We start from the raw sequence: 21,116 nt of genomic DNA, 5'->3' as shown, positions 1-21,116 counted from the left end.
GTGCCGCGTCAAGTCCGCTCGGTGACTTCCCGGTCCCGCGCGCCGGCCAGCCCGGCGGTCAGGTCCGCCAGTTCGCGCGTCAGGAGTTCAAGGATGTCTTCCATCGTCACGATGCCCATCAGCCGGCCGGCGTCGTCCACAATCACCAGGCGACGCAGCCGGTGCGTCTTCATCAGTTGCACCGCCTCCATCGCGTCCATGTCCGGTATGGCCAGGACCAGATCCACCGTCATGATGTCGCCCGCGGTAAACACCGCCGGATCCAGCCCTTCGGCCATCAATTCCAGCACCAGGTCACGATCCGTCACGATGCCGACGGGCCGGCTTTTTTCCTGGGCCTCCACGACGACCAGAGCGCCGATGTGATGCTTGCGCATGAGCTGCGCCACGACCAGCGCAGGCGTTTCGGGCTCGACCACGGCCACCACCGAGGTCGCGAAGTCCTTCAATTGCGTTGCCATCAGCGTTCTCCCAAAAAACTCGGCGTGCTAGGCATCGTCAGTCGTCAGCTCGTTGTTGACGCGACTCACCCCCGGGGCCGACCAGGTGGCTCCTTCGGCCGCACTCCGCTCGGCCCAGGAGTGAACATGCCCGCGCAAGGTCACCACGCTGCCGTCGACTGAAATCTCGATCCGGCGCGCTTCGCGCTCGGCCTGGCGGGTGAGCGCATCCTGAATCCGGTGGGTCAGGTTGGCCGGTATGGGCAGTACCTTGAGCCGGATGTCGTCGGTGATGCCCACCACCCCCTTGAGTGGCCGGACCATGCGCTCCACCGCGCGCCGCTGAAAATTCCAGTCGAGTTCCCCACTCAGGGTGACCCAGCCTTTTTCCACCATCACCTTGACCCGATCCTGCGGCACCGAGGTGTTCCAGCCCAGAACATGTTCCACCGCCGTGGCGATTTCAGTGTCGCTGCGCTGGTGAACGCCGAGCGGGACAACATCCAGCTCCACGGCAATCGCCTTCACGCCGGCCACACGTTCAACCGCGCGCTTGGCTGCTACCTTTTCCGAATAGGTGTCCAGATGACCGGTCAGGGTCACCACGCCTTCGCTGACCGCAACACCGACACGGGCTTCAGGCACGAGCGGATCCCATGACAACTCCGTCAATACATCCTTCTTTAACTCTGAATCAGTTTTCATGTTCGCTCCTGATAGAGAAATGGCAAAACGACGCTCGCCATGCCATCTCAGGATAATCTGGACAGGGTGCCTCACGTTGAGAAAAATCAAGTTGGCATCGGCGCAAGTCAGCAGACTTCAGCATCACAGATGAGGGATTTTTTACAACGGGGAGGTGAATCATGAAGCTGTCAAATTTGGGGTTGAGCGCGGCCTTGCTGGCGCTGACTTGGTTCAGTAGCGCAAGCTTCGCGCAAGGCAGTGCTGACTTGGGAAAAAATGAGTACATGGCCAGTTGTGCCAGTTGTCACGGGGTGTCTGGAAAAGGCGATGGGGCGATGCGCAGCTACCTCACCAAGCCGCCGTCTGATCTCACTATGTTGTCCAAGCTCAATGGCGGCGCTTTCCCCAGTCAGCGCATCGGAGAATGGATTGACGGGAGAACATCGGCTGTGATCGGCTCCCATGGGGCGCGTGAGATGCCCGTGTGGGGCCAAATCTACCGTGCCGAGGATACAGGGCCGAAGGACTTGAATGCGCGCAACCGCATCACTGCCTTGCTCGATTACCTGTCGCGGATTCAAGAAAAATAACGCGCTTGTCGACGTGGTCCATGTTTCGCGATCGTGATGAAGCGGCCATTCGGCTGGCCGAGAGGCTCAAGGCCTACCGGGGCAAGAATCCGCTAATCCTGGCGATTCCGCGTGGCGCGGTGCCGATGGCCAAAATCATCGCGGACAAGCTGGCAGGGGAATTGGATGTCGTGCTGGTGCGCAAGTTGCGGGCACCGAACCAGCCCGAACTGGCGATTGGCTCGGTCAATGAAAGTGGCTGGATGTATCAGTCCGACTACGCTGAACTGTACGGGGCAGATTCGGCCTACATCGAGTCCGAGAAGCGACTGCAGATGGATACGCTTCGGCAGCGCCGCGCCCAGTACACGCCGGTGCGCGCGCCGATTGATCCCGCTGGGCGCATCGTCATCGTGATCGATGACGGCTTGGCCACGGGTGCCACCATGATCTCCGCGCTGCACGGCTTGCGCGCACGCCGGCCCGCCAAACTGATCTGCGCCGTGCCGGTCTCACCGCCAGACACGCTGCTTAAAATGGCGGATCTGGCCGATGAAGTGGTGTGTCTCGAAGCCCCCGCGGTTTTCCAGGCGGTGGGCCAGTTTTACCGGCATTTTCCGCAGGTGGATGACGAGGAGGTCATCGAGTTACTGCGGAAGAATTGAGCCCCGTCAGGAACAGACCGCTGTCCGCGGCGACTTCAGGCTTTCAGATACTGGCTGAACCAGATGGCTGCCTGGCGTGCCACTTCCTCCAGCGTGCCCGCTTCCTCGAACAGATGCGTCGCGCCCGCAATGATGCTCAACTCCTTGGTGCAAGGCAGGCAGGCATAGGCCTCGCGGTTGAGTTCAAGCACCTCTTCATCCCGGCTGCCTACCAGTAACAAGGTGGGGGCTTTGACCCGGGCGAGATCATGGTTCCCCGCCAGATCGGGACGCCCGCCACGCGACACCACGGCATGAATTTCCTCGCCCAGGGCGGCTGCGGCCTGCAGCGCTGCAGCGGCGCCGGTGCTGGCACCAAAGTAGCCAATCGGAAGGTGCCGGGTCGGGGGCGTGTGCGTTCTGACCCAGCGTGTGACGGCCAGCAGGCGGTGGGTCAGCAAGTCAATGTCGAAGCGGGTGTGGTAGTCCAGGTCCTCAGCGAGCGTGAGCAAGTCGAGCAGCAGTGTGCCAATGCCCTTGTCGTGCAGCACCCGGGCGACATAGTTGTTGCGCGGACTGTGGCGGCTGCTGCCGCTGCCATGGGCAAACAGCACGATGCCCTGTGCACCGGTCGGTAGTTCCAGCAGGCCCTCGACATGGACATCATCCACCGGGATCTGGACAAGTTGCGCATTGCTTTCGTTCATGAAATGATCTTTCCTCCCCTCAGGCATGCATCGCGATCGGGATGCGTTTGCGGCCAAAGTTGCCGGCCTGCGCGGCAAAGCGCCCATTCACGGCGGTGCCACAGTCAGGGCAGTGGCCGTCAGCGGCAAGCCGGTATTGTTTGATCTGGTACCAGTCGCGCACGATCAGCGGTGCATGGCAGTCCGGGCAGTAAGTGGTGTCACCCTCGATATGGTGCACATTGCCGGTGTAGACGTAGTGCAGCCCGGCTTCGAGCGCCATGTTGCGGGCGCGCACCAGCGTGGCGGGAGGCGTGGCCGGAACGTCCTGCATCTTGTGGTCGGGATGGAAGGCCGAGAAGTGCAAGGGCACATCGGCGCCGAGTTCCTTCAAAATCCATTGGCTCATCGCAGTAACTTCCTCATCCGAATCGTTATGGCCGGGTATCAGCAAGGTGGTGATCTCGAACCACACATCGGTTTCGCGCTTGAGGTAGACCAGGGTATCGAGCACTGGCTGCAAATGCGAGCCGGTGAGCTTGAAATAAAAAGCCTCGGTGAAGGCCTTCAGATCCACATTGGCTGCGTCCATTTTGGCGTAGAAATCACGCCGTGGCTGGTCATGCATGTAACCGGCAGTTACCGCCACGGTCTGGACGCCGCGCGCATGGCAGGCATCGGCCACGTCCATGGCGTACTCGGCAAAGATCACCGGGTCGTTGTAGGTAAAGGCGACGCTCTTGCAGCCATGCCTGAGCGCTTCCGATGCTATGGCCTCGGGCGAGGCCTGGTCCATCAGCCGGTCCATGTCGCGCGATTTGCTGATATCCCAGTTCTGGCAAAACTTGCAGGCCAGGTTGCAGCCGGCGGTGCCGAAAGACAGCACACTGCTGCCTGGATAAAAGTGGTTGAGCGGCTTCTTCTCGATCGGGTCAATACAGAATCCCGATGAGCGTCCGTAGGTGGTCAGGACCATCTGCTCGCCTTGGCGCATGCGCACAAAGCAGGCGCCGCGCTGGCCTTCGTGCAGCCGGCAGTCGCGCGGGCACAGGTCGCACTGGATGCGGCCATCCGGCAGGGCGTGCCAGTAACGGCCAGGGTAGCTGGATTCCTGCATCATGACCTCTCGGTTTCCTGCCATTTGATGACGGTGTAACGGTGCAGCCGCACACCACTGGCCCAAAAATCAGGCGGTAAACCGGCCTTGCGTTTAAGTTGGGCGATGAACTCGGACGTCGTCGGCAATTGTTCCCATACCTGCGGCAGGAATGTGCTGCGGTAACGCTCGTACTCGAACAGGACACCGTCGACGCCGGGCTGCAACTGCGTCAGCGCATGCGCTTCACTGTCAAAACGCATGGCCTGCATCGGGGACAGCAAGGACACTTCAATGGCGGTGTTGTCTAGTTCTGTCGCTGTCAGCGGTGAAAAGCGCGGGTCACACAAGGCGGCGGTCACGGCGTTGGCCTTGACATCGTCGAGCAGGGTGCGGCGCGCTTCCAAGGTGCCAATGCAGCCGCGTAGCTGCCCCTGCTGGGTCAGCGTGACAAAACAAGCCGCCAGCGCCTGTAACCAGACGGCATCTTCGGCCACTTTCGCGGTGCGACCCAGTGCCGTCGAGATGGCGGCGCGGGCAATCGACAGCAATGTTGGCCCGGGCCGGCCCAGGCTGACCGATTGGAGGGTGTCAATGGATGTCATGGGCTTCTTCCATAAACGCAAATGCGGCGTAGCCGACCACGCGGTTTTTGTCGCCCGCCGTATCACCCGAGTTGCAAAGTCCGAGCAGTCGCGGCTGCAAGTGATGTTGTTTGGCGGCCAGCAACAGGCCGTTGACTGGCGTGCCACCGCAGGCTTGCTCATGGGTGAGTGAACTGTTGAGATTCATGATGTTTTGTACCGTTTCGCGGTCCATCGTCTGTGCCGCGCGGTAATGCAGAAAATGGGAGAGATCGGAGCTGATCACGATCAGTGTTTCCGGGCCGCCCCAGAGTGCCTCCAGCACCTGCGCCACTTCCGGCGGCGTCGCATCCCCCACGGCCAGCGGCAGCAGTTTAAAGTCATCCAGCACGGATTGCAAAAATGGCAGCTGTACCTCTAAAGAGTGCTCCAGGCGGTGGGCCATGGGGCTGACCACCACCTGGGGCAATGAGGTGATGGTCGCGACGGCGTCTTGATCCACCTCAATCTCGCCCAAGGGTGTGGCAAAGGAGTCGGCATCTGGCAGGGCCAGACCCCGCACCGGCACGCGGTGCACGGGGCCCAGCAGAACCACGCGCCGGATGGTTTCCCGCCCGGCGGCCAGGCGCGCATAGGCCAGCGCCGCCGTCGGGCCTGAATAGATGTAACCCGCGTGGGGAACGATGATGGCCTTGGGTGCCTTGGCGGTCGTGTCCGCAACGGATTTTGCCGCCGCCAGCATGCCCATCACATCAATCGACAGTATTTTTCCCTGCCCGGGATAAAAGGCGCCAGCGACAGCGGGTTGACGGACTCGGTGCATAAGTGCCTCCATTCACGAAGAAGCTTATGCCACCGAAGATCAGGGTGATTTGCTACTTATCAAGTCACATTTGACAAGACGGTCAGTTAACCGGGCAGGCACAGACTGACCCGGGTGCCCTGCCCAAAGGTACTTGCAATGCTGATGTGGCCGCGATGCAGTTCAATGATTTCCTTGACGATGCTCATGCCCAGACCGGTGCCTGCAATCTTGCCTGACGTGTCGGCGCGGTAGAAGCGCTCGCACACCCGCTGCAACTGCTCGGGTGTCATGCCAATGCCCTGGTCGGTGATGTGAATGCAGACCTGCCGTGGCTGCCCAGCATCGACCCCGACTTCAATTTTGAAAACGACTGAACCGCCCGCAGGCGAGTACTTGTAGGCGTTGGACAGCACATTCAACAGAGCCTGGCGCAACTTGCCGGCGTCCGCCATGACGTACAGCGGCAGAACCGGCATCACCAGTTCCGGCAAAGCGCGACCCGGCGGCAGCTTGAAAGCCTTGACCAGGTCGCCAGCCAATTCTTGCAGACAAACCCGGGTGTAATGGAAATCCTTGCCGCGGCGCGCCTCGATCCGGGCCAGGTCGAGCAACTCGTTCAGGATGTTGGACATCCGTTCCGACTGTTCGTAAATAATGGTCAGAAATTCACGCTGCGTGGCGGCATCGAACTCCTGCGATAGCAAGACCTCGGAAAAACCAAACACACTGGCCATCGGGGTGCGCAGTTCATGCGCCGCAGTGGAGAGAAATTCACTCTTCATCTGGTCGACTTCGGTTTCGTGCGTGACATCACGGAAGTACAGGATTTGCGACACCGTGCTTGACTCGCTGAGGCGCAAGCCGACTTGCAGCACCCGCTTGCCATTGCGTTCAATTTCAATGAGCTCGAACGCGTCAGGTTTGTCGCCGGTGACCCGGGCACGCAGGGCAGAAACGCCAGCAAAGGGGGTGCCGGATTCGCAGCGCTGGGCGAGCCAGGCTGAAAATTCCTGCTCATCAAGGCCTTCAAGCCGCACCGCGCCCAAGGCCGTCATTTTGACAAAGGCCGGGTTGACATACTTGACACGGCGTTCCTGGTTAAACGAGACAAAGCCATCCGGGCTCAGGGCAAAAATGGCATTGAGTTGTTCGGTACGGTCTTGAATCTGGATCAGCGCAAACTGGCGCGCCGCAATCACCTGGCGGATCTGTAACAAATATCGGGTCAGGGCGCCGGCCAGCGCGACGATCAACAGGCTCACCAAGGCCGCCTGTATCCTCAATGCATCCCGGTTGCGGTAGTGGTTGCTCAACAATTCCTGCGTGTCCAGTCCGGCCGACACGACTAGGGGGTACTGCGGTATCTTGCGGTAGAAGTACATGCGCTCAATGCCGTCAACTGGCGAGCGATTGGTATACGAGCCAAATTCATCGCCTTTGGCAATGCGCGCAAACATCGGGGCCGAGGCCGCGTTGACGGCAAACTCTTCCTTGTCGCCGACCCGGCGCGCGCGCGCGATGCCATCAAGACCATACAGTGCCGCGAGACCTTTTGATCCGAGCTTGATGTCCCCATAAAAGCGGGTGAAATAACCCGGGTCCATCGAGATCACCACCACGCCCGCGAATTCGCCATTGGGACGCGTGATGCGCCGGGTGAGTTGAATCGATAATTTGCCGGTGGTTCGCCCGAGCACCGGTTGGGAGACAAACAGTTCGTCCGTGTCGGCCGCCACGTGGACTTTGAAGTGCTCGCGGTCTGACAGGTCCATCTGCGCAGCGAACAGCCGGTTGGACAAGACAAAAATGCCCTGCGGATCGATGACGCCCACCTGATTGAAGATGTCGGCATCGATCACACCTTTCGCGGTCAGGTCCTTCAGGTCCAGGCGATTGCCGATGTCGAGGTAGCGCGACTGGACAAAACGAATGACCTGGTCGGCACTGCGCAGCGTGCGGCTGGCATGCTCCTGGCTGACACGGGTGATGTTTGCCAGGTCACGCTCGGCGGCGGTGAATTCTCTGACCCGGCTATCGCTGACCAAGGCAAACACTTGCCACCAGGTCAAAAAAATCAGCACGCCAGCGGCCAGCCAGATGGCGACAAGTGTGCGCTGGTTATTCGTGGCGGTGTTCAAGGTCGCGGCAGTGGGCATCGGCGGTCGTGGTCAAGCCTGGGAGGGCGCCAGCTTGCTGCGGACCCATGCAAGCACCTGGCGCGGACTGAAGGGTTTGATGAAATACGCATCGGCGCCACGCTGGCGGGCGTCGTCACTGTCCGCGGCCTGGCCCCGTGCGGTCACCATCGCCACCAGAATATCTCGGGTCAGCGGGTTGCCCTTGATGGCGTCGAGTACCTGCAAGCCATCCAGGGTGCCGGGCATCATGACATCGAGCAAAACGACCTTGGGGTGATGGCGCCGAATGGCTTCCAGCGCGCCCAAGCCGTCTTCGGCCTCCAGAATTTCGTAGTCCTGGCCCAAGGTGATGGAGAGCAGGCGCCGGATAACGGCTTGGTCATCAACGATCAGGATTTGGGGCATGGCAGGGGCAAACAGTCAAACCGGTGGCCGTTGGAAGCGTCCCTGGTTAACGATGTCCGTGGCGATGGCCAGCAGTCGGTTGAACGGAATCGGTTTGGGCAAGACCTCGATTCCGGGAGGTATGCCGCCGCGCTGTTCGATCTCGGCCGCATCAAGCCCGCTGACCGCCACGATGGTGGTTTCGGAAAATTCGGGGGATGCGCGCAAGACGCGCAACATGTTGAATCCATCCATGCCCGGCATGTGAAGGTCGGTCAGCAGCAAGTCCGGGCAGTTGCGACCCATCATCAACAGCGCGCTCACGGCGTTGTCCGCCAAGGCAACTTCTGGTGCCATGGGCCAGCGGGAAATATTGGCGTCATAGAGACGCAGGAGGTTGGCATCGTCCTCCACCACCAACACACGCAAGCGGCGCAGGTTGGGCGCGGGCGTGGCATCGGCTGGCGTTGACACGGGTTCTTTGTGCAACAGGCGATCCACCGAATCACGCAGCACGCGCCGGTGGCCACCGGCGGTTTTCCAGGCCTGCAGCAAGCCGCTTTCAACCCACAGTTGCACCGTGCCAACCGACACGCCCAACAGGTCGGCGGCCTCGCGGGTGGTGCAAAACGATTTTTTTATGCTTACTTCTTGCATTGAAATACAGCCGATCTTAGCTGCCCACTTAGAAGGTTTCCCAATCAGCATCGCCACCCGCGGCGGCTGTCACTTTGGGGGCTGCTGGCTTCGAAGCCAGCAGCTTCGCAGGCAGGGCATGGTCTTGGGCTGGCGCGGGTGCACGCGAGCGGGCGGTGGCGCTCTTGGCTGTGCCTGCGCTACGCCGATCCGTGCTCTTGAAATTCAGGGCCGCGGGCTTGGGCGAGCGCACCGCCGCAGTCGACAGCGGCTGACTCTCATTGGCCCCCAACTTGAAGACGGCAACCACCTGCACCAGGTCGCTGGCTTGCGTTTGCAGGCTGCTGGCCGCCGCCGCCATTTCTTCCACCAGTGCCGCATTTTGCTGTGTCACCTGGTCCATCTGGACGACGGCTTCACCCACTTGCGACACCCCGGCACTTTGTTCGCTGCTGGCGGCACTGATCTCACCCATGAGGTCGGTGACGCGTCGGATGGAACTCACCACCTCGGTCATGGTGGTGCCGGCCTGGTCCACCAGCACCGTGCCTTGCTCGACCCGCTCCACACTGGCACTGATCAATAATTTGATTTCCTTGGCGGCTTCGGCCGAGCGCCCGGCCAGGCTCCGTACTTCCGAGGCCACCACGGCAAAGCCGCGTCCCTGGTCGCCGGCGCGGGCGGCTTCCACCGCCGCGTTCAGCGCCAGGATGTTGGTCTGAAACGCGATACCGTCGATGACGCTGATGATGTCGGATATCTTCTTCGAAGAATCGTTGATGCCTTTCATGGTGTCGACGACCTGGGCCACCACGTCACCCCCCCGGATGGCCACGCTGGAGGCACTTTGCGCCAGCTGGTTCGCCTGTTTGGCGTTGTCGGCATTCTGCTTGACGGTGGCGCTGAGCTGCTCCATGGAAGCGGCGGTCTCTTCAAGCGCCGAGGCTTGCTCTTCGGTGCGCTGACTCAGGTCGTTATTGCCCTGGGCAATTTGCGCACTGGCGGTGGCCACGCCTTCCGCGTTCTGCCGCACGTGGTTCACCACCGTGGCCAGGCTGGTTTGCATTTCCTTGAGCTGTGCCATCAGGCTTGTGCTGTCACCCGTCCTCAGCGCGATCGGCATGCTGAAATCACCGGCGGCCACACGCTGGGCCAGACCTGCAGCTTCGCCGGGCTCGGCACCGAGCTGCCGCCCGATATTGCGCACCAGGACGAAGCCGAACAGCGCGGCGAACAGCAGGCCGCCCCCAATGGCCGAAATCGAGACCAGGCGAATCGTGGCGTAGCGGGCGGCGGCCTCTGTGTATTCTTTCTGGGCCACCTCAATCTGCAGCTTGATCAAGGCGTCGCTGCCTCGCTCGGCAGGCACGGACATCGGACGGACCTTCTCGACCAGCAAGCGCTGCGCCTCTTTCAGATCGTTGGCGCGTAGCGCGACGATCGTCGGCCTCAGCCCTTCCTGCACGAGCTTTTGGCGATCCTCGGTGAAGGTCTTGGCAAGCTTCGCCTCTTCCGGCGTCAGATAGGTGGCCATGTACGCATCCCAGGTCTTGCTGATGGCGGCGATGTTGGATTCGATCTCCGCAGTCCGCTCGCTGATGACTTCGGGCGTTGGGGTCACCAGCGCGATGTTGAGGTCCATCCGGTTGCGTAGCATCAGGGCGCGGATCTCACCCAGCTGCGCGGTGGGCACCGTACGGTCCTCATAAACCGATTTCAGCGCATCGTTGGACTTGCCGATGCCATACAGGCCCAGGCCGCCGATCAGCACGAGCAAGGCTGCCAGCATACCGATCACCAGGGCGAGTTTGGTGGAAATTTTCAGCTCATTGAAGTTCATGATGCGTGTCCTTTGAAAGTTGCGCTTTGGGCGACGTGATGCTAATTAACCCCGGTAGATCGAATTCAATGGTTGAATTCTATGGAATATTTTGTATTGTTGGTAAATTTTATTGAATTTTGATATTTTAAATCTGACATTGATCCATCCGGCCGACACCGGGCGACGAGCCGGCGCGGTGTTCGATCCCCGTTGGTTCGGATTGGCCGGCACAAAGCCACGAAGCGAAAAGCCATTTCCGGCGGATGCGTCCACAAACCGGTCGGCGCTCAGGTGCGGCAGATATTTATGTCATATTGGTCTCTAGCCCCCGTAGAACGTGCGCATACAGCTATTAAAATAGTAGTGCGACCGGGATTCTCCCGCCGCACGGCATCGTGCTTGTACAAGGACGCGGCCTCGGGAACCACGTAACCAGCGGCCCAGGCCTGGACGAATGATGGTTTTCATGGCCGCCATGTGGCGTATGTTGTGCAATATGAGAGTTAAATTAAACTTTCCGGAAAAACATTAGACTTTCTAATTGAGGTGGCTTGCATGAGTACTTTTGATCCCAATGCGCTGGAATGTCTCGCGGCCATCGTCGAAGAGGGCGGTTTTGAACGCGCCGCCGTCCGGCTCTCGATCACCCAGTCCGCCGTGTCGCAGCGCCTGCGCTCGCTTGAAGTTCAGGTGGGCACGGTCCTGATCGTGCGCAGTCGCCCGCTCAAGGCCACCTCGGCCGGGCGTTTGCTACTCAAGCACGCCATGCAGATGCGCTTGCTGCGGGCCGACCTGGAGCGCGATCTGAAGGATCTGGCGCCCGGCGTGGCGAGCGGTGGGCACGACGTGGAACGGATCTCCATTGCCATCAATGCGGACAGCGTTGCCACCTGGGTTTTGCCCGCCTTGACCGGCCTGGCCCGCCAGGGTCTCGGTCTGGAGATCATCACGGATGACCAGGATTTCACCATCGAGTGGCTGCGCGAGGGTCGGGTACTGGGTTGTGTGACCACGCTCAAGCAGGCCTTGCGGAGTTGCAAAATGGTGCCGCTGGGGGCCATGCGCTATGTGGCCGTCGCCGAAGCCGGCTATGCGGCTGCGCATTGCCCGGACGGCTTGTCGCCACACAATTTCCGCGACGTGCCCTTCATTGCCTTCAACCGCAAGGATGATTTGCAGGCTGAATTCATCGGGCAAGTCTTCCATCTCAACCGTGTCGCCCTGAGTCAGTTGTATGTGCCCAGCTCGGAAGGCCAGGTGCGTGCCGTTGTGGCCGGATGGGGCGTTAGCGTGCTGCCGGAGCTGCAGGTGCGGGAGCATCTGCAAAGTGGCCGGCTGGTGGACGTTGCGCCGGGTCACGCCTTGCCGGTGGAGTTGTACTGGCATTGCTGGAATCTGGACTCTGTCGTGCTGGATGCGCTCACCGGTGCCTTGACTGCCGCCGCCGCCGTGTCGCTCACGCCAGCGCCGGCCAGAGCTGTGAAGTAAAGCCTGCTGGGGGCCACGAAACCCGCCAGCCAGACGCGTCTATCGCACCAGCAGCACCGGTACCTTGCAGTGCGCCAGCACCTCGGTGGCCACCGAGCCCACCACCAGATTGACCAAGGTGCCGTGGCCATGCGAGCCCATGACGAGCAGATCGAATTTCCCGGTGTCCGCGAATTTGGCGATGGTTTCGCCCACATGCCCGGCCTTCCAGCTGCTCTTGGCATCAATGCCGTGGCGCAACAGGAATTTGGTCACGGGCGCCAGCACCTTCTCGGATTCTTCTTCATAGTACGTATCCACAATCTCCTTGCCCACGGCAGCCCGCGCTCGCGGCGGCAACACCGGCTGGACCGTGAACACGGTGTAGTCGTTGCCGTGGCTGAACAATTCATGCGTGGCCATATAAGCCAGCATTTTTTTGGTGTAGAGACTGCCGTCGACGGCGAGAAGAATCTTCATTTTTTGCTTTCCTCGTGTAAAACCTCAGTGTACCCAAGGCCGTTGCGGGCCTCAGAGATCAATGCAATAGGCGGATAGAAAAGCCGACTGCTCGCTTTTTCTGGCGTAGCCTAAGGGGTTGGCCATGACGCGACAACCCTCTTTGACGTAGTCGCTGGGTGCGTGCAGGTGCCCGTGCAACCACAGCTGCGCGCGCGGCAGCAAGTGGTCCAGCGCATTGCAGAAGCCGGCGCTGCCCGGGGCGAGACCGTAGCGCGGGTCAGCGCTCATGAGGCTGGGCGCGAAATGGGTCACCACCACCGTCGTGCCGTCAAACGGTTGCGCCAATGCCCGGGTCAACCAGTCCTGGCACACCAGGGCCTGCTCACGCACGGCCTCGGCCAGCATGGGCGCGCCGTGTCGGGTCGTGCCGGTCTTCTTCAGGTAGTAGTTGGCGGCGCGAAACGCCTTGTCGCGGGCTTTCAGCTGTTGCATCAGCAGCCCGGCGGTGGCCGTTTCATCGGCCGAAGCAGGCGGACCGAGCGCATCAAAGTCGCTCCACAGGGTGGTGCCTATAAAACGTATGGCTGGTGGTGTGGGTTTGTGCTGGACTTTGTCGTGCGCCATCGGCCAGGTGATGACTTCCCGCTCCAGCCAGGTGATGCCAAGCCGTTCGCAGGTTTCCCTCAAGCGCGCGTGCGCCACATCAAAGTCCATGGTGTCGTATTCATGGTTACCAGGCACGAACAATACGGGCGTGGGCCAGCCGTTCCGGGGGGAAAAGCGGGACAGGCCAAAATCCTGATCAAGCAATAGCGAACCAGCCTGGTAGGAGCCGATGTCCCCGGCCAGCACCAGCAGGTCTGCATCCGGTGCCGGCGTGGCCACCCAGTGCGGGTGCACTTCAAGGTGCAGGTCTGACAGGAGTTGAATCTTCATTCGGTGATTGTGCGTGCTGGCGGGGGCGGCCGGGCTCAATGGGTGAATGCCGTTTTCGCCACCGCTGAGATCGTCTCGCGCAGCCATTCATGGGCGCTGACGCGGTGGACGCGGTGGTGCCAGAGGGCATCGACCTGTACCGTGGGTACCGGGTAGGGCAGCTCCCGCAGCACCAGTTGATCCGCGAAGCCGGTGACGTTCACAAAATGACGCGGCAGAACGGTCAGCAGATTGGAGTGGGCCACCACCTTGCCGGCCGTAAAGAATTGATTGACCGTGAGGACGATGCGGCGCTCGCGCCCCAGCAGCGCCAGTGCCTCGTCAACGAACCCAAACGGGCGGCCGGAAAAACTCACCAGCATGTGGCGGGCCGCGCAATAGCGGTCCAGCGTGAGGGGCTCGCTGGCCAGCGGGTGCTCACGACGCATGACGCAGACGTATTCGCCGCTGTATAGCCGCTGGTGCGCGAAGGCGACCGCTTCACCGGCCTGCGCCCGCGCTGTCAGATCGGCGAAAGCGGCGGGAAAGTAGCCAATCGCCAAGTCCACGGCCTCCGCGTCCAGCAGATGACGTGGGTCGCGGGTGGTCAGTGGCACCACGCGGATCGAGATGCCTGGCGCATCGCGGTCCATGACCTCGACCACGCCCGGCATCAGTTTGGCGGCAGTCGCGTCTGCCATGGCCAGCACAAAGGTGGTGTTGGCTTCAGCCGGGATAAAACTGCTGGGGGTAATGACTTCCTGCAGCTGGCGTAGCGCGTCGCGCACGGCCGGCCACAACGCCAGGGCGCGGGGTGTGGGGGCCATCTCCCGACCACTGCGTTTGATCAGTTCGTCACCCAGCGCCTCCCTGAGCCGCCGCAGTGCATTGCTGACGGCCGGCTGGGTGATGGAAAGTTTTTGCGCCGCCCGGGTCAGGCTGCGCTCCGTCATTACTTCGTCGAAGACCCGCAGCAGGTTCAGATCAAGTGTGCGGAAATTGTTGGGGCTCATGGTAGTAATTAATCACTGATGTGAATATATAGCATCACAAATATAAATTAGGAAAATATCAGTATTAACCCTAATATACGAACCATCCCTGCCATTCAGGTGGGGTATTGAAGGAAGGATTTCACCATGACCAGCTTTATACAACCCAGCTTCCCCACGGAGCATCCAGGCGTTGTCCGCATTGAGTCTGCGGCCGCTGCACTGGGAGAAATGCGCCGAGGCTTTAACAGCACCAAAGGCTTGAGCACCATGTTGCTGGCCGCCATGGTCTCCGCCCTGGTGGTGGTGGCTGACCAGTTGATTGATACGTGGGCTGATGGCCATTTGTTGGCGGCCTGGGTCGCCCTGTGGTTGGTCGGTTTTACGGCCGTGGCCGTGTTTGCCGGATCTGCGCGCAGATTGGCGGCGACGGTTGTGGGTTCTCTGGATGCCTGGTCGCAGCGTGTCGCGAAAACCCGGGCTGACGAACGTCTCTGGGCCATCGCCCAGACCGACCCGCGCGTGATGGCTGATCTGACCGCCGCCATGACCCGTAACCAGCCCTGACAAGACGCCAGCGCGCCAGCACTGCCGCAGTTTGCGCGGCCTATAAAAAAAGCCACTGGATTCAGTGGCTTTTTTGTTGCCCGGGTGGTTCACCCGGGGGTTTCTCCGTCAAAGTGCAGATCGTGCACTCTGACAGTTTCTCCTGCGGGTCGTGTCAGGCCGCGAGGCGCTTTTCGATTTGCGCCTTTGTCTCTTCGAGTTCCTTCGGAAGATGGTAGGCCAGTTGCTGGAAGAGCTCGGCGTGCAGCTTGAGTTCTTCGGTCCAGGCGGCTTTGTCAATGCTGGTCACGGTGTTGAACTGCTCAGGGGTGAAGTCCAGACCGGTCCAGGTGATTTCGTCATACGTCGGGCTGACGCCAAACAGGTTGTCCGCGCCTTGTGCTTGGCCTTCGAGGCGGTCGATCATCCACTTGAGCACGCGCATGTTTTCGCCGTAACCGGGCCAGACGAACTTGCCGTCGTCGCCCTTGCGGAACCAGTTCACACAGTAGATGCTGGGCAGCGTGCCACCGGAGGCTTCGAGCTTGTGCTCCATGTCCAGCCAATGCTGGAAGTAGTCGCTCATGTTATAGCCGCAGAACGGCAGCATGGCGAACGGGTCGCGGCGCACCACGCCCATCTGGCCAACGGCGGCGGCGGTGGTCTCGGAACCCATGGTGGCGGCCATGTAAACACCTTCCATCCAGGTTCGGGCTTCTGTGACCAGTGGCACGGTGGTGGAGCGGCGGCCACCAAAGATAAAGGCATCAATCGCCACGCCATCGGGGTTGTCCCATTCCGGGTCAAGCGCCGGGTTGTTGCCGGCAGCCACGGTGAAGCGTGAGTTCGGGTGCGCGGCCTTGGCGCCGGTTGCCTTGGCAATCTCGGGCGTCCAGTCCTTGCCTTGCCAGTCGATCAGGTGCGCCGGCACGCCGCCACCGTCTTTTTCCATGCCTTCCCACCACACGTCGCCGTCATCGGTGAGGGCCACGTTGGTGAAAATCACGTTCCTGTCCAGACTGGCCATGCAATTGGGGTTGGTATGGAAGTTGGTGCCCGGTGCCACGCCAAAGTAGCCGGCTTCGGGGTTGATGGCGTACATCTTGCCGTCCGCATGGGGCTTGATCCAGGCGATGTCGTCGCCAATCGTGGTGACGCTCCAGCCGTCAAAACCGGCCGGCGGCACCAGCATGGAGAAGTTGGTCTTGCCGCAGGCGCTGGGGAAGGCCGCCGCGACGTGGTATTTCTTGCCCTTGGGTGAGGTCACGCCCAGGATCAGCATGTGTTCAGCCAACCAGCCCTGGTCGCGGCCCATGTTGGAGGCGATGCGCAGCGCAAAACACTTTTTGCCCAGCAGTGCGTTGCCGCCGTAGCCTGAGCCGTAAGACCAGATTTCGCGGGTTTCAGGGTAATGGACAATGTATTTGGTCTTGTTGCAAGGCCATTTCACGTCGGTCTGGCCGGCTTCCAGCGGCGCCGCCACGGTGTGCATGCAAGGCACAAAAGCACCGTTCACGCCCAGCACGTCGTACACGGCTTTGCCCATGCGCGTCATGATCTTCTGGTTGACGGCGACGTAAGCGCTGTCGGTCAGCTCGATGCCGATGTGGGCAATGTGCGAGCCCAGTGGACCCATCGAGAACGGCACCACGTACATGGTGCGGCCCTTCATGCAACCATCAAACAGGGCCTTGGTCTCGCCAGTGCCTTGTTGCAGCAGGACGCGCATGTCGGCCGGCGCCATCCAGTTGTTGGTCGGGCCGGCGTTTTCTGATCTCTCCGAGCAGATGTAGGTGCGGTCTTCCACGCGGGCCACATCACTCGGATCGGAGCAAGCCAGAAAGCTGTTGGGGCGTTTGGCTTCGTTGAGTTTCTTGAAGGTGCCGGAATCCACCAGTTGCTGGCACAGGCGGGCGTACTCTTCGTCAGAGCCATCGCACCAATAGATGTTGGCTGGTTTGGTGAGCGCGGCCATGTCGGCGACCCAGGCGATCAGGTTCGCGTTTTTGACGTAGCTTGGGGCGTTGAGGTTCAGGCCTTGCATTACAGGTGAGTTCATGAATGTGCTCCAGAATAAAAAATCATCTTTTCAAAATGAACGGGGCACAGCCGGCATAGGGCCCCCGTCATTCATTTTGAGAAAGTGATTTTTTGCAGACGGGCTCTTGCTTCATCACTTGCCAAAATTCGCCATCCCCACTGCCGGACGATTCCGTCGGTGGAGAGAACGCTGGAGTGACGATTTTATGAACTTGATTGGCGGTTACCTTGCGATTACACAGAAAAGATATGCAAAACTTGCATGACTTTATGCGGTGAATATCGCCTTGACAGGCGTGAAGCGACCGGACACAGGCGCCCATACCGCGCCGGAACGAGGCCGGGCATACGGGGATTGGGGGCGATGGGGGGATTTGCCAGCGTGGTCGAAACCAGGTCTGGCGATACGGCTACCGCAGGGTGCAGCCGGATGTTTGCTATGCAGTGGGTAGCAAACTCATCAACAAATTAGAAAGCTGGAGGCCGATCAGGCCATGTAAACGGCAATGAAGGCCAGCAGGAACATCAGCACCGCGCCGGCCAGGGGCAAAACGAGCGGCATGGCGGAGACAACGCGTTCAACGGCGTCAGGTTCGTGGGCTTCGCTGTGGGGCGTGGGGGTGGACATGGTGATTCCTTGAATGTTCAGAGTCGAAAATTGAATTTTACCCATGTGGGTGTTATTTCCTCAACGCTCAGGTGATTCGTCTTGACAGCACGGCCAGCTGGGCTGACAGATCACGCACGGCTTCTGTCAGTGCGGCCAATTCCCGCTCCTTCAAGAAGTCGATTTTTTCGTGCAGCAATTCGATTTCCAGCTCGGCCTTGACGTTGATTTCGTAATCCGTTTCGGCATGTCTGCGGTCCAGCTCGGACTGGCGGTTCTGGCTCATCATGATGGCTGGCGCGGTGTAGGCCGCCTGAAATGACAGCAACAGGTTCAACAAAATAAAGGGATACGGGTCCCAGGCGCCGCGTCCGGTCAGAACATTGCCGGTAATCCACAGCACGATGGCTGTACTCTGGAAGATGATGAAACGCCACGATCCGATGGTGGCCGCCACCGCATCCGCTAGACGTTGCCCCCGAGTGGGTGCTGCGGGCAAGACAAGTTCGGGCGCGGCAGGCGGACGCGCCAACACTTTCTGACGATGGGCACGGCGGTGCGCGCGCAGCAGGTTAAGTTGACGCTGGTCGTCCAGCGGCAAGGAGGCGCCGTTTACGGCATGGGCGGTCTCGGTCATGGCGGTCTCTCTCTCTTAGTGAACCACCTGCGCCTCAAGTCCGGCCCGCAGCAACTGGGCCAACACCTCCTCGATGTGCTCGGGTCCGCGTGTCTGGATCACCAGTTCAATCTCGACGTTCTGGGCCGCCAGTGTGGTGAAGGCGCGCTGGTGATGCACCTCGTTGATGTTGGCGCCGGCCTCGGCCACGGTGGTGGTGATTTTCGCCAGCGAGCCTGGGATGTCGCGGGCACTGACGCGAATACGCGCCAGCCGCCCCGCCCGCACCATGCCGCGTTCGATGATGGCAGCCAGCAGCAGCGGGTCGATATTGCCGCCGGTCAGCACCAGTCCGATTCTCCTGCCCTTGAAACGCTCCGGGTACTTGAGCAAGGCGGCCAGACCGGCCGCACCGGCGCCCTCGACCAGGGTCTTCTCGACTTCAAGCAGCATGACGATGGCCTGCTCGATATCACCTTCGTCCACCAGCACCAGATCGTCGACCAGGCGCGCGATGATGGCCTGGGTGATTTTGCCGGGTGTGCCCACCGCAATGCCCTCGGCGATGCTGCTGCTGCCCTGGGGGTGGTGCGTGCCCTTGATGGCGTTCACCATGGCCGGAAAACGCGCGGTTTGCACGCCAATGATTTCGATATCCGGCTTGATTGCTTTGGCGGCCGTGGCCATGCCCGCAATCAGGCCGCCGCCGCCTACCGCCACCACCAGTGTGTCCAGATCGGGCACGTCCTGCAGCATTTCCAGCGCGACCGTGCCCTGGCCCGCCACAATGTCAGCATCATCGTAAGGGTGCACAAAAACGAGCTTCTGCTGCGCGGCCAGCGTCAAGGCATGGGCTCTGGCCTCGTCCAGTGTGTCGCCATGTAGCACGATCTCGGCGCCGAAGCCGCGGGTGCGTTCCACCTTGACGCCCGGGGTGAAGCGCGGCATCACGATCACGGCGCGCAATCCCAGGCGCTGGGCGTGGTAGGCCACCCCTTGCGCGTGGTTGCCGGCGCTCATGGCGATCACGCCGCGATGCCGCTCCTCCTCGGTCAGCTGCGCCAGCTTGTTGCAGGCGCCGCGTTCCTTGAAGGAAGCGGTGAACTGCAGGTTTTCAAATTTGAGGAAGATCTGGGCCCCGATGATGTCGGACAGGGTTCGGGACGCCACGCAGGGCGTGCGCAGCAGCTGGCCTTGTAGGCGTGCGGCGGCGGCTTGGATGTCGTTGAGTTGGATCATGGCCGCATTGTCTGATGAAAATGGCACGACGTGCGTGCCGGCGCAGGGTCCGCCCACTCAGTTTCGCCGCGTCCCCAGCAGTGCCGCGCCGATGATCATGAAGGCGGCAAGCGCAATGCTCCAGCTCAAGGCGCGGCTGGTGACCAGCATCAGCAGCACCGTGGAGCCCAGCGGCGTCAAATAGCTCAGGATGCCGATATGCCGCATGTCCCCCTGCTTCAGGGCTTTGTCCCATAGAAAAAATGCCGCACCCAAAGGCCCCAGGCCCATCAGAGCCAGCAGCAGCCATTCATGCGAACCCAAGTGCACCGAGGGCTCCAGCACCCAGTGGCACATCAGGGACAGCAGGCCCGACACCAGGCCAAACAGACCAATCGCGGCCGTGGGAAAACCTTGGCCCATCAACTCCGCGCGCTTGGTTTGCAGGGAGTAGTTGGCCCAGATCAGGGCCGAGCCCAAGGCCAGCAGGTAACCCAGACCCGCGGCGCCCCAAGGCGAGCCTGTGGGGCTGGTGACGGCCGTTTCGCGCCCGCCCAATATGGCCAGGGCCGCACCCACAAAGCCCATCAGGGCCGCCAGGCCATGGACGCGGCGCAGTGCGACGCCGGGCAGGTACAGCGGTGCCAGCACCACAATGAACAAAGGCCACAGGTAATTGACCAGGTTCACTTCGACGGCGGGCGCCAGACGCAAAGCGATGAACAGCAGGAAGTGAAATCCAAACAGGGTAAACACGCCCAGGCCCAAAGTGCCCGGCGAGATTTTCCACTGCGCAGGGTCTTTCCACACCGACGGCCAGGCCAGTGTGCTGCCAATCATCAGGGCAATGCCGGTCAGCAAGAAGGGGGGAAGCTGCCGCAGCGAAAGCCCCAGGGCGGCGAGGGAGGCCCACAGGGCGATGGCGGCAAGCGCGTACAAATTGGCTTTCATGTCCACCGAGCTTAGCCGGGTCACCCAGTGCGAAACGACGGTGTGAAGATGCCAAACGACGCTTGGAAGGCCGAAGTCCAGGAGCGTCGCGACGTGTGACGGCAAGACTTCCTGGCCGTCAGGCCTTGCCGCCCTGCGAACGCCAGGCGGCCGCAAACGCCGACGCCGACTGGTAGCCGCAGCGTTGCCCCGTCTGCACGAGGCTCAGCCCGGTGGCCCGTAGCGCGCGTGCCCGCGTCATGCGCAGCTCGCGCAGCCATTGCATGGCACTCATGCCGGTTTCGCGGCGGCAGCGCACGGCGAATTGCGTGGGGCTCAAAAACACTTGTTGCGCCAGGTCGGCCACGGTCAAGGGTTCGTGCAAATGCCGTTGCGCCCAGTCGGCCATGGCCTGCCAGTCAATGCGCCGCTGGCTGCGCGCGGGCGCCGGCGTGGGGACGCGCCAGCAATCGAGCAGCAGCAGGGGGCCGTATTGAAGCGCCCGTGTGTTGCCTTGCGCCAGGGCCAGTTGGAGATAGTTCGCCAGCGCCAGCGCCGAAGCGGCGTGCGCGGGGGCGCCGGTGCAATCGGCCCACCCGAGGTGCGCCGTGTCCAGCACCAGGCAGCGGGCATGGGCGCGGGCTTCAAAATCATGGCGCTGGCCCGGCGCAATCACGCAACCCTCGCCGACTGCGATGCGCTGGCCTTTGCCCTGAACTTCCAGCTCCAGCTCGCCTTGCAGGCCTAACAGCACCTGAAAGTGGTCGTGTGCATGGCTGCCGGGCGATGGCCCGTACTCGCGCAGCGACAGCGCGCCGTTGGCGGGGCGCAT

General features: G+C 61.4%; 23 protein-coding genes. 4 read left to right on the top strand and 19 right to left on the bottom strand.

All coding sequences use genetic code 11. The features are described 5' to 3' along the window. Nucleotides 1-8: 8 nt before the first annotated feature. Nucleotides 9-461 (bottom strand): CBS domain-containing protein, encoded by a 453-nt coding sequence (locus C5P05_RS23595; RefSeq protein ID WP_114972302.1) that lies wholly within the window; start codon nt 459-461, stop codon nt 9-11. 27 nt (nt 462-488) lie between these two features. After that, the gene (locus C5P05_RS23590) at nt 489-1,145 is read right to left on the bottom strand and encodes a BON domain-containing protein (protein ID WP_114972301.1); all 657 of its coding nucleotides are present in this window, start codon (nt 1,143-1,145) and stop codon (nt 489-491) included. 161 nt (nt 1,146-1,306) lie between these two features. Here C5P05_RS23590 and C5P05_RS23585 point away from each other — a divergent pair, with 161 nt between their 5' ends. After that, entirely contained in the window at nt 1,307-1,717 is a 411-nt protein-coding gene (locus tag C5P05_RS23585; RefSeq protein ID WP_114972300.1) for a c-type cytochrome, read from the top strand. 20 nt (nt 1,718-1,737) lie between these two features. After that, nucleotides 1,738-2,361, top strand: a complete 624-nt coding sequence (locus tag C5P05_RS23580) for a phosphoribosyltransferase (protein WP_114972299.1) — start codon at nt 1,738-1,740, stop codon at nt 2,359-2,361. Between the two features lie 35 nt (nt 2,362-2,396). Here the strand turns inward: C5P05_RS23580 and C5P05_RS23575 are convergent, their stop codons facing one another. The 8 genes from C5P05_RS23575 to C5P05_RS23540 all read right to left on the bottom strand — a co-directional run bounded on the left by C5P05_RS23575 (nt 2,397) and on the right by C5P05_RS23540 (nt 10,509). Beyond that, the gene (locus C5P05_RS23575) at nt 2,397-3,047 is read right to left on the bottom strand and encodes a dienelactone hydrolase family protein (RefSeq protein WP_114972298.1); all 651 of its coding nucleotides are present in this window, start codon (nt 3,045-3,047) and stop codon (nt 2,397-2,399) included. A 19-nt stretch (nt 3,048-3,066) separates the two neighbouring features. Beyond that, complete coding sequence (amrS, locus tag C5P05_RS23570) at nt 3,067-4,146, bottom strand: AmmeMemoRadiSam system radical SAM enzyme (protein ID WP_114972297.1); 1,080 nt, start codon at nt 4,144-4,146, stop codon at nt 3,067-3,069. After that, entirely contained in the window at nt 4,143-4,727 is a 585-nt protein-coding gene (gene amrA / locus C5P05_RS23565) for an AmmeMemoRadiSam system protein A (protein ID WP_114972296.1), read from the bottom strand. The genes amrS and amrA overlap by 4 nt, the downstream gene beginning before the upstream one ends. Beyond that, nucleotides 4,714-5,529 (bottom strand): AmmeMemoRadiSam system protein B, encoded by an 816-nt coding sequence (gene amrB, locus C5P05_RS23560; protein WP_114972295.1) that lies wholly within the window; start codon nt 5,527-5,529, stop codon nt 4,714-4,716. The genes amrA and amrB overlap by 14 nt, the downstream gene beginning before the upstream one ends. 86 nt (nt 5,530-5,615) lie before the next feature. Then, a complete protein-coding gene (locus tag C5P05_RS23555; RefSeq protein ID WP_114972294.1) occupies nt 5,616-7,667 on the bottom strand; it encodes an ATP-binding protein in 2,052 nt (683 codons plus the stop codon). Between the two features lie 12 nt (nt 7,668-7,679). Next, the gene (locus C5P05_RS23550) at nt 7,680-8,054 is read right to left on the bottom strand and encodes a response regulator (protein ID WP_114972293.1); all 375 of its coding nucleotides are present in this window, start codon (nt 8,052-8,054) and stop codon (nt 7,680-7,682) included. Between the two features lie 15 nt (nt 8,055-8,069). Next, a complete protein-coding gene (locus tag C5P05_RS23545) occupies nt 8,070-8,690 on the bottom strand; it encodes a response regulator (RefSeq protein WP_114972292.1) in 621 nt (206 codons plus the stop codon). 28 nt (nt 8,691-8,718) lie between these two features. Further along, nucleotides 8,719-10,509 carry a methyl-accepting chemotaxis protein gene (locus C5P05_RS23540; RefSeq protein WP_114972291.1) on the bottom strand — a complete coding sequence of 597 codons (1,791 nt, stop codon included), beginning with the start codon at nt 10,507-10,509 and terminating at the stop codon, nt 8,719-8,721. A gap of 537 nt (nt 10,510-11,046) precedes the next feature. Between C5P05_RS23540 and C5P05_RS23535 the strand changes: the two genes are divergently transcribed. After that, a complete protein-coding gene (locus C5P05_RS23535) occupies nt 11,047-11,979 on the top strand; it encodes a LysR family transcriptional regulator ArgP (protein ID WP_114972290.1) in 933 nt (310 codons plus the stop codon). 39 nt (nt 11,980-12,018) lie between these two features. Here the strand turns inward: C5P05_RS23535 and C5P05_RS23530 are convergent, their stop codons facing one another. From C5P05_RS23530 to C5P05_RS23520, 3 genes are read right to left on the bottom strand one after another with little or no spacing between them, the layout of a single operon-like run. Beyond that, nucleotides 12,019-12,438: a universal stress protein gene (locus C5P05_RS23530; protein ID WP_114972289.1), complete on the bottom strand. Its 420-nt coding sequence runs from the start codon at nt 12,436-12,438 to the stop codon at nt 12,019-12,021. A gap of 51 nt (nt 12,439-12,489) precedes the next feature. Continuing rightward, nucleotides 12,490-13,356: a metallophosphoesterase gene (locus C5P05_RS23525; RefSeq protein WP_114972288.1), complete on the bottom strand. Its 867-nt coding sequence runs from the start codon at nt 13,354-13,356 to the stop codon at nt 12,490-12,492. 35 nt (nt 13,357-13,391) lie between these two features. Further along, the gene (locus C5P05_RS23520) at nt 13,392-14,348 is read right to left on the bottom strand and encodes a LysR family transcriptional regulator (protein ID WP_114972287.1); all 957 of its coding nucleotides are present in this window, start codon (nt 14,346-14,348) and stop codon (nt 13,392-13,394) included. Between the two features lie 126 nt (nt 14,349-14,474). Between C5P05_RS23520 and C5P05_RS23515 the strand changes: the two genes are divergently transcribed. Then, entirely contained in the window at nt 14,475-14,894 is a 420-nt protein-coding gene (locus tag C5P05_RS23515; protein WP_114972286.1) for a hypothetical protein, read from the top strand. 154 nt (nt 14,895-15,048) lie between these two features. Here the strand turns inward: C5P05_RS23515 and C5P05_RS23510 are convergent, their stop codons facing one another. From C5P05_RS23510 to C5P05_RS23485, 6 genes are all read right to left on the bottom strand, one after another. Next, nucleotides 15,049-16,932, bottom strand: coding sequence for a phosphoenolpyruvate carboxykinase (GTP) (locus C5P05_RS23510; RefSeq protein WP_114972285.1), 1,884 nt, complete (start codon nt 16,930-16,932; stop codon nt 15,049-15,051). Between the two features lie 468 nt (nt 16,933-17,400). Beyond that, nucleotides 17,401-17,541, bottom strand: coding sequence for a hypothetical protein (locus C5P05_RS34075; protein WP_198674843.1), 141 nt, complete (start codon nt 17,539-17,541; stop codon nt 17,401-17,403). Between the two features lie 67 nt (nt 17,542-17,608). Then, nucleotides 17,609-18,157, bottom strand: coding sequence for a DUF1003 domain-containing protein (locus C5P05_RS23500; protein ID WP_198674842.1), 549 nt, complete (start codon nt 18,155-18,157; stop codon nt 17,609-17,611). Nucleotides 18,158-18,172: 15 nt separating this feature from the next. Next, a complete protein-coding gene (locus tag C5P05_RS23495; RefSeq protein WP_114972283.1) occupies nt 18,173-19,375 on the bottom strand; it encodes a threonine ammonia-lyase in 1,203 nt (400 codons plus the stop codon). A 57-nt stretch (nt 19,376-19,432) separates the two neighbouring features. After that, nucleotides 19,433-20,305 (bottom strand): DMT family transporter, encoded by an 873-nt coding sequence (locus tag C5P05_RS23490; protein ID WP_114972282.1) that lies wholly within the window; start codon nt 20,303-20,305, stop codon nt 19,433-19,435. A 118-nt stretch (nt 20,306-20,423) separates the two neighbouring features. Beyond that, nucleotides 20,424-21,116 carry an AraC family transcriptional regulator gene (locus C5P05_RS23485; protein ID WP_114972281.1) on the bottom strand — a complete coding sequence of 231 codons (693 nt, stop codon included), beginning with the start codon at nt 21,114-21,116 and terminating at the stop codon, nt 20,424-20,426.

The organism is Rhodoferax ferrireducens (genome assembly GCF_003347515.1).
Lineage (GTDB): Bacteria > Pseudomonadota > Gammaproteobacteria > Burkholderiales > Burkholderiaceae_C > Rhodoferax.
Note: the sequence above shows the minus strand (reverse complement) of the source record. Positions and strands in the feature narration are given on the sequence as shown.

What these genes read in the sequence shown, in the direction of transcription:
- C5P05_RS34075 (WP_198674843.1), bottom strand. Translation starts at nt 17,541, where the DNA reads ATGTCCACCCCCACGCCCCACAGCGAAGCCCACGAACCTGACGCCGTT.
- C5P05_RS23495 (WP_114972283.1), bottom strand. Translation starts at nt 19,375, where the DNA reads ATGATCCAACTCAACGACATCCAAGCCGCCGCCGCACGCCTACAAGGC.
- C5P05_RS23535 (WP_114972290.1), top strand. Translation starts at nt 11,047, where the DNA reads ATGAGTACTTTTGATCCCAATGCGCTGGAATGTCTCGCGGCCATCGTC.
- C5P05_RS23530 (WP_114972289.1), bottom strand. Translation starts at nt 12,438, where the DNA reads ATGAAGATTCTTCTCGCCGTCGACGGCAGTCTCTACACCAAAAAAATG.
- C5P05_RS23555 (WP_114972294.1), bottom strand. Translation starts at nt 7,667, where the DNA reads ATGCCCACTGCCGCGACCTTGAACACCGCCACGAATAACCAGCGCACA.
- C5P05_RS23515 (WP_114972286.1), top strand. Translation starts at nt 14,475, where the DNA reads ATGACCAGCTTTATACAACCCAGCTTCCCCACGGAGCATCCAGGCGTT.
- C5P05_RS23525 (WP_114972288.1), bottom strand. Translation starts at nt 13,356, where the DNA reads ATGAAGATTCAACTCCTGTCAGACCTGCACCTTGAAGTGCACCCGCAC.
- C5P05_RS23490 (WP_114972282.1), bottom strand. Translation starts at nt 20,305, where the DNA reads ATGAAAGCCAATTTGTACGCGCTTGCCGCCATCGCCCTGTGGGCCTCC.
- amrB (WP_114972295.1), bottom strand. Translation starts at nt 5,529, where the DNA reads ATGCACCGAGTCCGTCAACCCGCTGTCGCTGGCGCCTTTTATCCCGGG.
- amrS (WP_114972297.1), bottom strand. Translation starts at nt 4,146, where the DNA reads ATGATGCAGGAATCCAGCTACCCTGGCCGTTACTGGCACGCCCTGCCG.
- C5P05_RS23585 (WP_114972300.1), top strand. Translation starts at nt 1,307, where the DNA reads ATGAAGCTGTCAAATTTGGGGTTGAGCGCGGCCTTGCTGGCGCTGACT.
- C5P05_RS23590 (WP_114972301.1), bottom strand. Translation starts at nt 1,145, where the DNA reads ATGAAAACTGATTCAGAGTTAAAGAAGGATGTATTGACGGAGTTGTCA.
- C5P05_RS23580 (WP_114972299.1), top strand. Translation starts at nt 1,738, where the DNA reads ATGTTTCGCGATCGTGATGAAGCGGCCATTCGGCTGGCCGAGAGGCTC.
- C5P05_RS23545 (WP_114972292.1), bottom strand. Translation starts at nt 8,690, where the DNA reads ATGCAAGAAGTAAGCATAAAAAAATCGTTTTGCACCACCCGCGAGGCC.
- C5P05_RS23575 (WP_114972298.1), bottom strand. Translation starts at nt 3,047, where the DNA reads ATGAACGAAAGCAATGCGCAACTTGTCCAGATCCCGGTGGATGATGTC.
- amrA (WP_114972296.1), bottom strand. Translation starts at nt 4,727, where the DNA reads ATGACATCCATTGACACCCTCCAATCGGTCAGCCTGGGCCGGCCCGGG.
- C5P05_RS23510 (WP_114972285.1), bottom strand. Translation starts at nt 16,932, where the DNA reads ATGAACTCACCTGTAATGCAAGGCCTGAACCTCAACGCCCCAAGCTAC.
- C5P05_RS23500 (WP_198674842.1), bottom strand. Translation starts at nt 18,157, where the DNA reads ATGACCGAGACCGCCCATGCCGTAAACGGCGCCTCCTTGCCGCTGGAC.
- C5P05_RS23520 (WP_114972287.1), bottom strand. Translation starts at nt 14,348, where the DNA reads ATGAGCCCCAACAATTTCCGCACACTTGATCTGAACCTGCTGCGGGTC.
- C5P05_RS23485 (WP_114972281.1), bottom strand. Translation starts at nt 21,116, where the DNA reads ATGCGCCCCGCCAACGGCGCGCTGTCGCTGCGCGAGTACGGGCCATCG.
- C5P05_RS23540 (WP_114972291.1), bottom strand. Translation starts at nt 10,509, where the DNA reads ATGAACTTCAATGAGCTGAAAATTTCCACCAAACTCGCCCTGGTGATC.
- C5P05_RS23595 (WP_114972302.1), bottom strand. Translation starts at nt 461, where the DNA reads ATGGCAACGCAATTGAAGGACTTCGCGACCTCGGTGGTGGCCGTGGTC.
- C5P05_RS23550 (WP_114972293.1), bottom strand. Translation starts at nt 8,054, where the DNA reads ATGCCCCAAATCCTGATCGTTGATGACCAAGCCGTTATCCGGCGCCTG.